Origin of the sequence: Pseudomonas sp. RC2C2, assembly GCF_018390435.1 — a bacterium.
Taxonomy (GTDB): domain Bacteria; phylum Pseudomonadota; class Gammaproteobacteria; order Pseudomonadales; family Pseudomonadaceae; genus Aquipseudomonas; species Aquipseudomonas donghuensis.
In genome coordinates, this window is the sequence record NZ_JAHBAX010000001.1 from 3,571,027 (window position 1) to 3,585,268 (window position 14,242).

Annotated in this window: 11 protein-coding genes; 10 read left to right on the forward strand and 1 reads right to left on the reverse strand. The window is 62.3% G+C overall.

Going from position 1 to position 14,242, the window contains the following annotated elements:
• The 10 genes from lpxB (at position 1) to ispD (ending at position 13,183) form a co-directional block, all read left to right on the forward strand.
• On the forward strand, positions 1 to 1,128 hold the full coding sequence (lpxB, locus tag KHO53_RS16450; RefSeq protein WP_213570521.1) for a lipid-A-disaccharide synthase: 1,128 nt from the start codon (positions 1 to 3) through the stop codon (positions 1,126 to 1,128).
• Positions 1,129 to 1,758 carry a ribonuclease HII gene (rnhB, locus tag KHO53_RS16455; protein WP_010224830.1) on the forward strand — a complete coding sequence of 210 codons (630 nt, stop codon included), beginning with the start codon at positions 1,129 to 1,131 and terminating at the stop codon, positions 1,756 to 1,758.
• A 108-nt stretch (positions 1,759 to 1,866) separates the two neighbouring features.
• Positions 1,867 to 5,388, forward strand: a complete 3,522-nt coding sequence (gene dnaE, locus KHO53_RS16460; protein ID WP_213570522.1) for a DNA polymerase III subunit alpha — start codon at positions 1,867 to 1,869, stop codon at positions 5,386 to 5,388.
• Between the two features lie 98 nt (positions 5,389 to 5,486).
• The gene (locus tag KHO53_RS16465; protein WP_036994080.1) at positions 5,487 to 6,434 is read left to right on the forward strand and encodes an acetyl-CoA carboxylase carboxyltransferase subunit alpha; all 948 of its coding nucleotides are present in this window, start codon (positions 5,487 to 5,489) and stop codon (positions 6,432 to 6,434) included.
• A 117-nt stretch (positions 6,435 to 6,551) separates the two neighbouring features.
• Positions 6,552 to 7,847, forward strand: coding sequence for a tRNA lysidine(34) synthetase TilS (tilS, locus tag KHO53_RS16470; protein ID WP_036994081.1), 1,296 nt, complete (start codon positions 6,552 to 6,554; stop codon positions 7,845 to 7,847).
• Positions 7,848 to 8,118: 271 nt separating this feature from the next.
• Positions 8,119 to 9,747: a CTP synthase gene (gene pyrG, locus KHO53_RS16475; RefSeq protein ID WP_010224826.1), complete on the forward strand. Its 1,629-nt coding sequence runs from the start codon at positions 8,119 to 8,121 to the stop codon at positions 9,745 to 9,747.
• A gap of 3 nt (positions 9,748 to 9,750) precedes the next feature.
• Positions 9,751 to 10,596, forward strand: coding sequence for a 3-deoxy-8-phosphooctulonate synthase (kdsA, locus tag KHO53_RS16480; RefSeq protein WP_010224824.1), 846 nt, complete (start codon positions 9,751 to 9,753; stop codon positions 10,594 to 10,596).
• A gap of 153 nt (positions 10,597 to 10,749) precedes the next feature.
• Positions 10,750 to 12,039 (forward strand): phosphopyruvate hydratase, encoded by a 1,290-nt coding sequence (eno, locus tag KHO53_RS16485; protein WP_010224822.1) that lies wholly within the window; start codon positions 10,750 to 10,752, stop codon positions 12,037 to 12,039.
• Between the two features lie 161 nt (positions 12,040 to 12,200).
• Positions 12,201 to 12,479 carry a cell division protein FtsB gene (gene ftsB / locus KHO53_RS16490; protein ID WP_010224820.1) on the forward strand — a complete coding sequence of 93 codons (279 nt, stop codon included), beginning with the start codon at positions 12,201 to 12,203 and terminating at the stop codon, positions 12,477 to 12,479.
• Positions 12,476 to 13,183: a 2-C-methyl-D-erythritol 4-phosphate cytidylyltransferase gene (ispD, locus tag KHO53_RS16495; RefSeq protein WP_100782992.1), complete on the forward strand. Its 708-nt coding sequence runs from the start codon at positions 12,476 to 12,478 to the stop codon at positions 13,181 to 13,183. The genes ftsB and ispD overlap by 4 nt, the downstream gene beginning before the upstream one ends.
• A gap of 60 nt (positions 13,184 to 13,243) precedes the next feature.
• Here the strand turns inward: ispD and KHO53_RS16500 are convergent, their stop codons facing one another.
• On the reverse strand, positions 13,244 to 14,140 hold the full coding sequence (locus KHO53_RS16500; RefSeq protein ID WP_213570523.1) for a LysR substrate-binding domain-containing protein: 897 nt from the start codon (positions 14,138 to 14,140) through the stop codon (positions 13,244 to 13,246).
• Positions 14,141 to 14,242 lie beyond the last annotated feature (102 nt).

Below are 14,242 nucleotides of genomic sequence, written 5' to 3' on the forward strand. Positions count from 1 at the left end.
ATGGCCGAGTTTTGTGTAGCGCTGGTGGCGGGTGAGGCCAGCGGCGATATTCTCGGCGCCGGGTTGATGCGTGCGCTCAAGGCACGCCACCCGCAGGTACGCTTCATTGGCGTCGGCGGGCCGTTGATGCAGGCCGAAGGCCTGACCTCGTACTTCCCCATGGAGCGCCTGGCGGTGATGGGCCTGGTCGAGGTGCTAGGGCGCCTGCGCGAGTTGCTCAAGCGCCGCAAGGAGCTGATCCAGACCCTGATCGCCGAACGCCCGGATGTGTTCATCGGCATCGATGCCCCGGACTTCAACCTCAATATCGAACTGAACCTGCGCAAGGCCGGGATCAAGACCGTGCATTACGTCAGCCCGTCGGTCTGGGCCTGGCGGCAGAAGCGCGTGCTGAAGATTCGCGAAGGCTGCGACCTGATGCTCACGCTGTTTCCGTTCGAAGCCAGGTTCTATGAAGAGAAAGGCGTGCCGGTACGCTTTGTCGGCCATCCGCTGGCTGACAGCATTCCACTGGACGCCGACCGTGACGCCGCGCGCGAACAGCTCGGGCTGGGTGAAGGGCCGTTGGTTGCCTTGATGCCCGGCAGTCGGGGCGGCGAAGTCGGCCGCCTGGGCGCGCTGTTTCTCGATACCGCCCAGCGTCTGCGCGAGTTGGTGCCCGGGGTGCGTTTCGTCTCGCCGTGCGCCAATGCCGAGCGTCGGGCCCAGCTTGAGCAGATGCTTCAAGGCCGCGACTTGCCGGTGACCCTGCTTGACGGTCGTTCGCACCAGGCCCTGGCCGCTTGCGATGCAGTACTGATCGCCTCGGGTACCGCGACCCTTGAGGCCTTGCTGTTCAAGCGGCCAATGGTCGTGGCGTATCGATTGGCACCGTTGACCTACTGGATTCTCAAACGCCTGGTAAAAAGCCCGTACGTGTCACTGCCCAACCTGCTGGCCCAGCGCATGCTGGTGCCCGAGTTGCTGCAGGAAGCGGCCACTGCCGATGCCCTGGCCCAGACCCTGGCGCCGCTGGTGCATGGCGGTGTGCAGCAGACCGAAGGTTTTGACCAGATTCACCGTACCTTGCGCCGCGATGCCTCGAACCAGGCAGCTGACGCGGTGTTGGCCCTGCTGGAAAACCGATAGATGCAAATGGGATTGGACTTCAACCTGGTCGAGGAGCTGGTCGCCGGCGTCGACGAAGTGGGCCGTGGCCCGCTGTGCGGCGCGGTGGTGACCGCTGCGGTTATTCTCGATCCAAAGCGGCCGATTCTGGGGCTCAACGACTCGAAGAAGCTCACCGAAGCCAAGCGTGAAAAGCTTTTTGACGAAATCTGTGAAAAAGCCCTGAGCTTTTGCATCGCCCGTGCCGAGGTCGAGGAAATCGACCAGCTCAACATCCTTCACGCCACCATGCTGGCCATGCAGCGTGCTGTCGAAGGCTTGAGCATCACGCCGAAACTGGCGCTGATCGACGGTAACCGCTGCCCGCAGTTGTCGGTACCGGCGGCGCCGGTGGTCAAGGGCGATAGCCAGGTGCCAGCCATTGCCGCTGCATCGATCCTGGCCAAGGTCACCCGTGATCGCGAGATGGCGGCGTTCGAGCTGATCTACCCCGGTTATGGCATCGGTGGGCACAAGGGCTACCCGACGCCGGTGCACCTCGAAGCCCTGGCGCGCCTGGGGCCGACGCCGATTCACCGGCGCTCGTTCGCACCGGTGCGTGCCGCCTTCGAAGCCCGTGACGCCATCAATGGCGGGTTTGCCGAGGTCTGACCAGGTGCGGCGGGCGTCAGTAGTCAGGATCGTCCCGCACTGGCTGTTGTTTTGATCAAGGCCCGGTACAATCCGGGCCTTGTTGTTTTGTGCTGCTATAGGATCATCATGTCGGCTTCTTTCGTTCATCTTCGCCTGCACACCGAATACTCGCTGGTCGATGGCCTGGTGCGGATCAAGCCGCTGGCCAAGGCATTGGTGGCGATGAACATGCCGGCGGTCGCGGTCACCGACCAGAGCAACATGTGCTCGCTGGTCAAGTTTTACAAGAACGCCATGGGCGCCGGCATCAAGCCGATCTGCGGCGCCGACCTGTGGCTGGCCAACAGCGACCCGGATGCGCCGCTGTCGCGCATCTGCCTGCTGGCGATGGACGCCAAGGGCTACCGCAACCTTACCGAGTTGATCTCCCGCGGCTGGGTCGACGGCCAGCGCAATGGCCTGGTGATCATCGAGCGGCCGTGGATCGCCGAGGCCAGCGAGGGGCTGATTGCCCTGTCTGCGGCAAAGGAAGGCGACATCGGCATGGCGTTGCTCAATGGCAACCCGGATGAAGCCGAAGCGTTGCTGCGCGACTGGCTGCAGATGTTCCCGGAGCGCTTTTACGTCGAGGTGCAGCGCACCAACCGCGCCGGTGACGAAGAATACCTGCACGCCGCCGTGGCCCTGGCCGACAAGCTGGACGCGCCGCTGGTGGCGACCAACGATGTGCGCTTCATCAAGCAGTCCGACTACGATGCCCACGAAACCCGTGTGTGCATCGGCGAAGGCCGTGCCCTGGACGATCCGCGCCGCTCGCGCAACTACAGCGATCAGCAGTACCTGAAAAGCCCTGAGGAAATGGCCGAGCTGTTCAGCGACCTGCCCGAGGCGATTGCCAACACCGTCGAGATCGCCAAGCGCTGCAATATCCAGGTACAGCTGGGCAAGCACTTCCTGCCCGACTTTCCGACGCCCAACGGCATGGGTATCGACGACTACCTGCGCCATGTTTCCCACGAAGGCCTGGAAGAGCGCCTGGCGGTGCTGTGGCCCAAAGACACCACACCGAATTACGAAGAGAAGCGCCAGGTCTACCTCGACCGCTTGAAGTTCGAGCTGGATATCATCATCCAAATGGGCTTCCCCGGTTACTTCCTGATCGTTATGGACTTCATCAAGTGGGCCAAGAACAACGGCGTGCCGGTTGGCCCGGGCCGGGGCTCGGGTGCCGGCTCGCTGGTCGCCTACGTGTTGAAGATTACCGACCTCGACCCGCTGGCCTATGACCTGCTGTTCGAACGTTTCCTCAACCCGGAACGGGTATCGATGCCCGACTTCGACGTCGACTTCTGCATGGATGGTCGTGACCGGGTCATCGAATACGTGGCCGACGCCTACGGGCGCAATGCCGTGAGCCAGATCATCACCTTCGGCACCATGGCCGCCAAGGCGGTGGTGCGGGACGTGGCGCGGGTGCAGGGCAAGTCCTACGGCCTGGCTGACCGTCTGTCGAAGATGATCCCCTTCGAAGTCGGCATGACCCTGGAAAAGGCCTACGAGCAGGAAGAGATTCTGCGCGATTTCCTCAAGAGCGACGAAGACGCCAAGGAAATCTGGGACATGGCCCTCAAGCTCGAGGGCGTCTGCCGCGGTACCGGTAAGCACGCCGGTGGTGTGGTTATCGCTCCGACCAAGCTCACCGACTTTTCGCCGATTGCCTGTGATGAAGAGGGCGGCGGCCTGGTCACCCAGTTCGACAAGGATGACGTTGAGGCTGCGGGCCTGGTGAAGTTCGACTTCCTCGGTCTGCGAACCCTGACGATCATCAAGTGGGCGATGGAAACCATCAACCGCGAGCAGGCCAAGAAAGGCCTGGATGACCTGAACATCGACTTCATCCCGCTGGATGACAAGAAAACCTACGACCTGCTGCAAAAAGCCGAAACCACGGCGGTGTTCCAGCTTGAATCGCGGGGCATGAAGGAGCTGATCAAGAAGCTCAAGCCCGACTGCCTGGAAGACCTGATCGCACTGGTGGCGCTGTTCCGTCCCGGCCCGTTGCAATCGGGCATGGTGGATGACTTCATCAACCGCAAGCACGGTCGTGCGGAACTTGCCTACCCGCATTCGGACTATCAGTACGAAGGCCTCAAGCCCGTTCTGGCGCCGACCTACGGCATCATCCTGTACCAGGAACAGGTAATGCAGATTGCCCAGGTCATGGCCGGTTACACCCTCGGCGGCGCGGACATGCTGCGTCGAGCCATGGGTAAGAAAAAGCCCGAGGAAATGGCCAAGCAGCGCGGCGGTTTCATCGAAGGTTGTGCCACGAACAACATCGATCCGGACCTCGCCGGTAACATTTTCGACCTGGTGGAGAAGTTCGCCGGTTACGGCTTCAACAAATCCCACTCCGCCGCCTATGGCCTGGTTTCCTACCAGACCGCCTGGCTCAAGACCCACCACCCGGCGCCGTTCATGGCTGCGGTGCTGTCGGCGGATATGCACAACACCGACAAGGTCGTGACCCTGATCGAGGAAGTGCGCAGCATGAAGCTGCGCCTCGATGCGCCGGACGTGAACACCTCCGACTTCAAGTTCACGGTCAATGACGATGGCCGCATCGTCTACGGCCTGGGGGCGATCAAGGGCGTGGGTGAGGGGCCGGTCGAGGCCATCGTCGAAGCCCGCGCTGCTGGCCTGTTCAAGGACCTGTTCGACTTCTGCGAGCGGGTCGACCTCAAGCGCATCAACAAACGCACCCTCGACGCACTGATCCGTAGCGGTGCGCTGGATCGCCTGGGCCCGTACTTCCATGACGAGCTCAAGGCCTACCAGGCCAATATCGACCGCAACCGGGCGGTACTGCTGGCGGCGATGGAAGAGGCCATCAAGTCTGCCGAGCAGACCGCGCGCACGGCCGATAGCGGCCATGCCGACCTGTTCGGCGGGTTGTTCGTCGAAGCGGATGCCGACGTTTATGCCAACCACCGCAAGGCTCGCGAGCTGACCCTCAAGGAGCGCCTGCGCGGTGAAAAAGACACCCTGGGCCTGTACCTGACAGGTCACCCGATCGATGAGTATGAAGGCGAGATCCGCCGCTTTGCCCGCCAGCGCATCATTGACCTGAAGCCTGCGCGCGACACCCAGACCGTTGCCGGGATGATCATTGCCCTGCGGGTGATGAAGAACAAGAAGGGCGACAAGATGGGCTTTGTCACCCTCGACGACCGCTCCGGGCGCATCGAGGCGTCGCTGTTCGCCGATGCCTTCATGGCTGCCCAGGCGCTGTTGCAGACCGATGCTATGGTGGTGGTTGAAGGCGAGGTCAGCAACGACGATTTCTCCGGTGGCCTGCGCCTGCGGGTCAAGCGGGTGATGAGCATGGAAGATGCCCGCACCAACCTTGCCGAAAGCCTGCGCCTGAAGGTGCATGCCGATGCCCTCAAGGGGGACCGGCTGAGCTGGCTGGGCGAGTTGTTCAAGCGCCATCGCGGCGCCTGCCCGATCACCATGGAATATACCGGCAGCGATGCCAAGGCCATGCTGCAGTTCGGCGAAAGCTGGCGTATCGACCCGGCCGATGGCCTGATTCAGGCCCTGCGTGACCAGTTCGGACGTGAGAACGTCTTTTTGCAATATCGATGAATTTTTAATCTCGACCTGAATGCGCCTGATCCCTTAAGGTAGGGCGCCAAACGGATCAACCGGCCGGCCGCCTGGCCGTAGACCCAAGACGGATGCCTATGAACCCGAATTTTCTGGATTTCGAACAGCCGATTGCTGACCTGCAAGCCAAGATCGAAGAGCTGCGCCTGGTCGGCAATGACAACTCGCTGAACATCGGCGATGAGATCGCCCGTCTGCAAGACAAGAGCAGCACCCTGACCGAGAGCATTTTCGGCAACCTGACCAGCTGGCAGATCGCCCGCCTGGCCCGTCACCCGCGCCGTCCGTACACCCTGGACTACATCGAGCACATCTTCACCGAGTTCGACGAGCTGCACGGCGACCGTCATTTCGCCGATGACGCTGCCATTGTCGGCGGTATCGCGCGCCTGGACGACAAGCCGGTGATGGTCATCGGTCACCAGAAAGGCCGCGAAGTACGCGAAAAGGTACGCCGCAACTTCGGCATGCCGCGCCCTGAAGGCTATCGCAAGGCGTGCCGCCTGATGGAAATGGCCGAACGCTTCAAGATGCCGATCCTGACCTTCATCGACACCCCGGGCGCCTACCCTGGCATCGACGCCGAAGAGCGCAACCAGAGCGAAGCCATTGCCTGGAACCTGCGAGTCATGGCGCGCCTGAAAACCCCGATCATCGCCACCGTTATCGGTGAGGGTGGTTCCGGTGGTGCGCTGGCCATTGGCGTGTGCGACCAGTTGAACATGCTGCAGTACTCGACCTACTCGGTGATTTCGCCGGAAGGTTGCGCCTCGATCCTGTGGAAGACTGCCGAAAAGGCCTCGGACGCAGCCGAAGCCATGGGTATCACCGCCGAACGCCTGAAAGGCCTGGGCATCGTCGACAAGGTCATCGCCGAGCCTCTGGGCGGTGCGCACCGTGATCCGGCGAAGATGTCCGCCACCGTTCGCGGCGAGTTGATCGAGCAGTTGGACATGCTCAAGAAGTTCGACAACGACGCGCTGCTCAAGCGCCGTTATGACCGCCTGATGAGCTACGGGCTCTGATCTGAGGTCCATCGCCGGCAAGGCCGGCTCCCACAGGCATTGGGTTCACTACCGGACCTGTGGGAGCTGGCCTTGCCAGCGAACGAGTGCGCAGCACTCGTAAAAGAGGTCCATCCGATGCTCGATCTCTACCCAAGGCTGTCCCCCTGGCTAACCGCCCCCTCCTGGTGCATCGCCCTCTCCGGCGGCCTGGACTCCAGCGTCCTCCTGCATCTGCTGGCAACCCTGTCCCGCCAGCAACGCTTGCCGCCACTGCGCGCCATCCACATCCATCACGGCCTGCAAGCTGCGGCTGATGCCTGGCCGGAGCATTGTCAGCGCCTGTGTGACGATCTGGGCGTCGATCTGCAGATCATTCGGGTCAAGGTCGCCCCCGGTGCCAGCATCGAGCAGGGCGCCCGTGACGCGCGCTATGCCGCACTCGCCGATTCGTTGCGCCGTGATGAAGTCCTGTTGACCGGCCAGCACCGCGAGGACCAGGCCGAAACCCTGCTGTTTCGCCTGTTGCGCGGTGCCGGCCTGCGCGGCCTGAGCGCGATGCCCGAGTGGCGTCCGCTCGGGCAGGGCATGCTGGTGCGGCCGTTGCTTGGCGTTTCGCGCCACCAGCTGCGGTGCTATGCCCAGGAGCAGCACCTGGCCTGGATCGAGGACCCCTCCAACAGCGACACCCGGTTCTCCCGTAACTACCTGCGTCACCAGGTGTTCCCGGCGCTGCTGCAACGTTGGCCGCAGGCGGCGCAAAACCTGGCGCGCAGCGCCGAGCACCTGAGCGAAGCCCAGGGCCTGCTCGATGAGCTGGCGCAGGCGGACCTGGCCCAGGCGGCGACCCCGGCACCGTTCGCCTGGCTTGGCCTCGACTCGCTGGACCTCGAGGTGCTGCGCCAGCTATCCCCGGCTCGCCAGCGCAACGCCCTGCAGTACTGGCTGGCGCCGCGCACACGCTTGCCCGATAGCCGCCACTGGGCCGGCTGGGAGACCCTGCGCGACGCGGCATCCGACGGACGGCCACTGTGGCGCCTGACCGACGGTGAACTGCAGCGCGCCAATGGACGAATCTGGTGGCTGGCCGGTGATTGGCTGAAGCCGCCGGCTGGCCAGCCGATCTGGCCTGATCCGGCCCAGCCGCTGGCGTTGAACCATAACGGCAGCGTCAGCCTCAGCGGCACGTTGCCGCAGGGCCCCTTGCACATTGCCTACCGCCAGGGCGGCGAAACCCTGGCAGTCAGCGGCCGTGGCCAGCGTGACCTGAAGCGCCTGCTCAACGAGTCGCAGCTGCCGTCATTCGCCCGTTCGCGCCTGCCGTTGCTGTATTGCGCCGAGCAATTGCTGGCGGTGGCCAACCTGCCGGGGCTGAGCCAGGGCGACTGGCAATTGCATTGGCATGCGCCGACGAGCGAGCAAGGTTTGAGATGAAAGGCACATTCGGGTAGACTACGCTCCCTTCTTGATACAGCTTCTGTGGCTTCCCCGAAATCACAGCAGTTGCCGATTACCAAGCAGTTTTTTGCTGGGCGATTCTAAAAATGTTTAGCGAGCTCCTAGCCGGGTATCCAACCCTCGGTGTGACCAGACGCGGCAGTTTTTTAAGATGCACTGTGATTGACGCAGGTGATCGGGGGCTTCGGCCTTCCTTCGCTTTCCCCGGCGGCACTGACCGCTTTAACGCAGACTTCTAGGGTTTTTCATGACGCGCTACATATTCGTCACGGGCGGTGTTGTTTCTTCATTGGGGAAAGGCATTGCCTCGGCTTCATTGGCGGCCATCCTGGAGGCGCGGGGGCTCAAGGTCACCATGCTCAAGCTGGACCCGTACATCAACGTCGACCCGGGCACCATGAGCCCGTTCCAGCACGGTGAAGTGTTCGTCACCCACGACGGCGCCGAGACCGACCTGGACCTGGGCCACTACGAGCGGTTCATCCGCACGACCATGACCCAGAACAACAACTTCACCACTGGCCGTATCTACGAGCACGTGCTGCGCAAGGAGCGCCGTGGTGATTACCTGGGCGCGACCATCCAGGTCATTCCGCACATCACCGACGAGATCAAGCGCCGCATCATCAAGGGTGCCGGCGATGCCGACGTGGCCCTGGTGGAAATCGGTGGTACCGTGGGTGACATCGAGTCGCAACCGTTCCTCGAGGCTATCCGCCAGCTGCGCGTCGAAGTGGGCTCCAAGCGCGCCATGCTGATGCACCTGACCCTGGTTCCGTACATCGCCACCGCTGGCGAGACCAAGACCAAGCCGACCCAGCACTCGGTCAAGGAGCTGCGCTCCATCGGCCTGCAGCCTGACGTACTGATCTGCCGCTCCGACCATCCGGTGGATGTCTCCTCGCGCCGCAAGATCGCCCTGTTCACCAACGTCGAAGAGCGTGCGGTGATCTCCCTGGAAGACGTCGACACCATCTACAAGATCCCGGCCGTATTGCACGCCCAGGGCCTGGATGACTTCGTCGTCGAGCGTTTCGGCCTGCAATGCAACGGTGCCGACCTGTCCGAGTGGGAAAAGGTCGTCGACGCCAAGCTCAACCCCGAGCACGAAGTCACCATCGCCATGGTCGGCAAGTACATGGAGCTGCTGGACGCCTACAAGTCGCTGATCGAAGCGATGAGCCATGCCGGCATCCAGAACCGCACCAAGGTCAACCTGCGCTACATCGACTCCGAAGACATCGAGAACCAGGGCACCAGCCTGCTCGAAGGCGCCGATGCGATCCTGGTTCCAGGCGGTTTCGGCCTGCGTGGCGTCGAAGGCAAGATCACTGCCGTGCAGTACGCTCGCGAGAACAAGGTTCCGTACCTGGGTATCTGCCTGGGCATGCAGGTGGCGGTCATCGAATTCGCTCGTAACGTCATGGGCTGGAAAGACGCCAACTCCACCGAGTTCGATCGCAACAGCGGTCACCCGGTCGTTGGCCTGATCACCGAGTGGGAAGACGCCACCGGTGCGGTCGAAACCCGTACCGAAGCCTCTGACCTGGGCGGCACCATGCGCCTGGGCGCCCAGGAGTGCCAGCTGGAAAGCGGCTCCAAGGTCCACGATTGCTACGCCAAGGACGTGATCGTCGAGCGTCACCGTCACCGTTACGAAGTGAACAACAACCTGCTGCCGCAACTGGTCGAAGCCGGCCTGAAAGTCTCCGGTCGTTCCGGCGACGGCGCGCTGGTCGAAGTGGTCGAGTCCCAGGATCATCCATGGTTCGTCGCTTGCCAGTTCCACCCAGAGTTCACCTCGACTCCGCGTGACGGCCATCCGCTGTTCAGCGGCTTCGTCAAGGCGGCACTGGCTCAAAAGAACAAGGCCTGATACATGACCCAGAAGATCATTCGCGTCGGTAACATCGAGATCGCCAACGACAAGCCGTTCGTCCTGTTCGGCGGCATGAACGTGCTGGAATCCCGTGACCTGGCCATGAAGGTCTGCGAAGAGTACGTGCGGGTTACCGAGAAACTCGGTATCCCTTACGTGTTCAAGGCCAGCTTCGACAAGGCCAACCGTTCGTCGATCAACTCCTACCGTGGCCCGGGCCTGGAAGAGGGGATGAAGATCTTCGAAGAGATCAAGAAGACCTTCAACGTGCCGGTCATCACCGACGTGCACGAGCCAGAGCAGGCTGCCGCGGTGGCCAAGGTCTGCGACATCATCCAGTTGCCGGCGTTTCTCTCGCGCCAGACCGACCTGGTGGTGGCCATGGCCAAGACCGGCGCAGTGATCAACATCAAGAAAGCCCAGTTCCTCGCACCCCAGGAGATGAAACACATCCTGACCAAGTGCGAAGAGGCCGGTAACGATCAGTTGATCCTCTGCGAGCGTGGTTCGAGCTTTGGTTACAACAACCTGGTAGTGGACATGCTCGGCTTCGGCATCATGAAGCAGTTCCAGTACCCGGTGTTCTTCGACGTGACCCATTCCCTGCAGATGCCGGGTGGTCGCGCCGATTCCGCCGGTGGTCGCCGTGCCCAGGTCACCGATCTGGCCAAGGCGGGCCTGAGCCAGGGCCTGGCCGGCCTGTTCCTCGAGGCGCATCCGGATCCGGACAACGCCAAGTGTGACGGACCATGCGCCCTGCGCCTGGACAAACTGGAGCCTTTCCTGGCCCAGCTCAAGCAACTGGATGACCTGGTGAAGAGTTTTCCGACGGTAGAAACCGCGTAATCCTCGATTCTCCGGTAAAGTACCCCCCGTTCAACCTCTGACCCTCGGGTCAGGGGTCTGCTTTCGCCGGGCCTGCCTGTTTTACATTGCCCGGCGAGCGGCAAGATTTTTCTCAGCTGCGTTGTTTTCGTCAATTCTGGAGTGCTTACAACAATGGCAAAAATCGTCGACATCAAAGGTCGTGAAGTTCTCGATTCGCGTGGTAACCCTACCGTAGAAGCGGACGTGCTGCTCGACAACGGCATCATCGGCAGCGCCTGCGCGCCGTCCGGTGCTTCCACTGGCTCGCGCGAAGCGCTGGAGCTGCGTGATGGCGACAAGAGCCGTTACATGGGCAAGGGCGTACTCAAGGCAGTTGCCAACATCAACGGCCCGATCCGCGACCTGCTGCTGGGCAAGGACCCGGTTGACCAGAAAGCCCTCGACCGCGCCATGATCGAGCTGGACGGTACCGAGAACAAGGCCAAGCTGGGCGCCAACGCCATTCTCGCTGTGTCCCTGGCTGCCGCCAAGGCTGCTGCCCAGGACCAGGACCTGCCGCTGTACGCGCACATCGCCAACCTCAATGGCACCCCAGGCCAGTACTCGATGCCGGTTCCGATGATGAACATCATCAACGGCGGCGAGCACGCCGACAACAACGTCGACATCCAGGAGTTCATGGTTCAGCCGGTTGGCGCCAAGACTTTCTCCGACGCGCTGCGCATGGGCACCGAGATTTTCCATCACCTCAAGGCTGTGCTGAAGGCCCGTGGCCTGAACACCGCCGTCGGTGACGAAGGTGGTTTCGCGCCTAACCTGGCATCCAACGAAGACGCGCTGTCGGCCATCGCCGAAGCCGTCGCCAACGCCGGTTACAAGCTGGGCACTGACGTGACCCTGGCTCTGGACTGCGCGGCCAGCGAATTCTTCGAAGACGGCAAGTACAACCTGTCCGGCGAAGGCAAGTCGTTCGACGCTGCCGGTTTTGCCGACTACCTCAAAGGCCTGACCGAGCGCTTCCCGATCATCTCGATCGAAGATGGCCTGGACGAGTCCGACTGGGCTGGCTGGAAGATCCTCACCGACAAGATCGGCGACAAGGTGCAACTGGTCGGTGACGACCTGTTCGTGACCAACACCAAGATCCTGAAAGAAGGCATCGACAAGAAGATCGCCAACTCGATCCTGATCAAGTTCAACCAGATCGGTTCGCTGACCGAAACCCTGGAAGCCATCCAGATGGCCAAGGCTGCCGGTTACACTGCGGTGATCTCGCACCGTTCGGGCGAAACCGAAGACTCGACCATTGCCGACCTGGCCGTGGGTACCGCTGCCGGCCAGATCAAGACCGGTTCGCTGTGCCGTTCCGACCGCGTCTCCAAGTACAACCAGCTGCTGCGTATCGAAGAGCAACTGGGCAGCAAGGCTGTGTACCGTGGCCGTGCCGAGTTTCGCGGCTAAGCAAGAGATGGTAAAAAGACCGCAGCAAAGCGGCGCCGAACGGTCATACTGATCGTTCAGAAGCCTTTGCTGCAGGTGTCTGAACACAAAGCCTGGCTTCGGCCAGGCTTCGTGCCATCAGCGACCTGCAGATATGGCGGTCTTTTCCACTGGATACCCTGATGCGCAGTCCTTATTGGTTGTTCCTCGTCTTGCTCCTGCTGCTCGGTGGCCTGCAGTACCGTCTGTGGGTGGGCAATGGCAGCCTGGCCCAGGTCGCCGAACTCAAGCAACAAATCGCTGACCAGCACGCCGAAAACGAGCGTCTGCTGGAGCGTAACCGCGTGCTTGACGCCGAAGTGCTGGAGTTGAAGAAAGGTATGGAAACCGTCGAAGAACGGGCTCGCCACGAACTGGGTATGGTCAAGGAGGGTGAAACCCTCTACCAGCTTGCCCAATGAACCAGACCTTGCCGGCCTTCTGGGCCGTGATTCCCGCCGCGGGTGTTGGCGCCCGCATGGCTGCCGACCGTCCCAAGCAGTACCTGCAACTGGGCGGGCAGACCATTCTCGAGCATAGCCTCGACTGTTTTCTTGATCATCCCTGTGTCAAAGGGGTGGTGGTCAGCGTTGCCGCTGACGATCCTTACTGGCCCGGTTTGCGCTGCGCCAGCGATCCACGTATCCAGCGCGCCGAAGGCGGTCGGGAGCGTGCCGACTCGGTGCTCAATGCCTTGCTGCTGCTGCACGCCCAGGGCGCGGCGGACAGCGACTGGGTGCTGGTGCATGACGCCGCGCGGCCGAACCTGGCACGCAGTGACCTCGACCGTCTGCTGGCCGAGCTTGCCGATGATCCGGTCGGTGGGCTGCTGGCGGTGCCGGCGCGCGATACGCTCAAGCGCGCGGATGCCAATGGTCGGGTCAGCACCACGATCGATCGCAGTACCGTATGGCAGGCCTATACGCCGCAGATGTTCCGCCTCGGTGCCTTGCACAGGGCCCTGGCCGACAGCCTGGTGGCTGACGTGGCGATCACCGATGAGTCTTCGGCGATTGAATGGGCCGGGCAGGCGCCGCGCCTGATCGAAGGGCGCAGCGACAACATCAAGGTCACCCGCCCGGAAGACCTGGAGTGGCTGCGCCAGCGCTGGGCCAAGCGCGGTTGAGCACTCTTCGCGGGGCAAGCCCGCTCCTACTGTAGGAGCGGGCTTGCCCCGCGAAGCTTTTCAGGCACCTCGATACTCAGGCAGTAACGCCAACCCCTCGCGCAGATAGTCCACCAGCTTGCGCACCTTCGGCGACAGGTGCCGCTGCTGCGGGTACAGCGCCCACACTGCTGTATTGGGCGGTTGATGAGCTTCTAGCAGCGACACCAGCGCGCCACTTTTGAGGTGTTCGAGTACGTAATAGTCTGGCAGCTGACACAAACCCATCCCCTGCAACGCTGCATCCAGCACCGCCTGGCCACTGTTGCAGCGCCAGTTACCCTGAACCCGCTGGCCGATTTCCCGCCCATCCAGTTGCAAAGCCCAGCTGTCGGAGCTGCCAATCAGGCAGTTGTGCCGCGCCAGCTCCGAGAGGCTGTGCGGTCGGCCGTAGCGTTCCAGGTAGGCGGGCGATGCACACAGGTACATGCGCCGCGGCGCCAGGCGCGTTGCCACCAGCCGCGAGTCTTGCAAGCGGCCCAGGCGAATGGCCAGGTCCATACCTTCATGCACCAGGTCCAGGGTGCGGTTGCTCAGTTCGATATCCACCCGCAGTTGTGGGTACTGCGCCATGAAACGGGTTACCAGGGGCACGATAAAACGCTCGCCGTAGGCCACGGCGCAAGTCATGCGCAGCAGGCCCTTCGGTTCGCTGGTCAGGTCGCCCATGGCGCGCAGGGCTTCCTCGCGGCCATCTTGCAGGCGTTGGCAGTGTTGCAGGAACGTCTGCCCGGCCTCGCTCAGGGTTACCCGCCGGGTGCTGCGATAGAGCAGGCGGGTTTGCAGGCGTTCTTCAAGGCGGGCGATCTGCCGGCTGACGTGGGACGACGATACCCCCAGGCGCTCGGCGGCCGCAGTGAACTGCCCGGACTCGGCGACGGCGACGAACTCGTCGATGCCTTCCCAGCGGTTGCTCATTGATTATCCCTGTGTGGCAATAATGTTTTGTCTTTGTCTGGATTATTCATCAAATGTCGATGAATTACACTGCCAGCTTGAACTGACCCTTTGCTGGAGAAG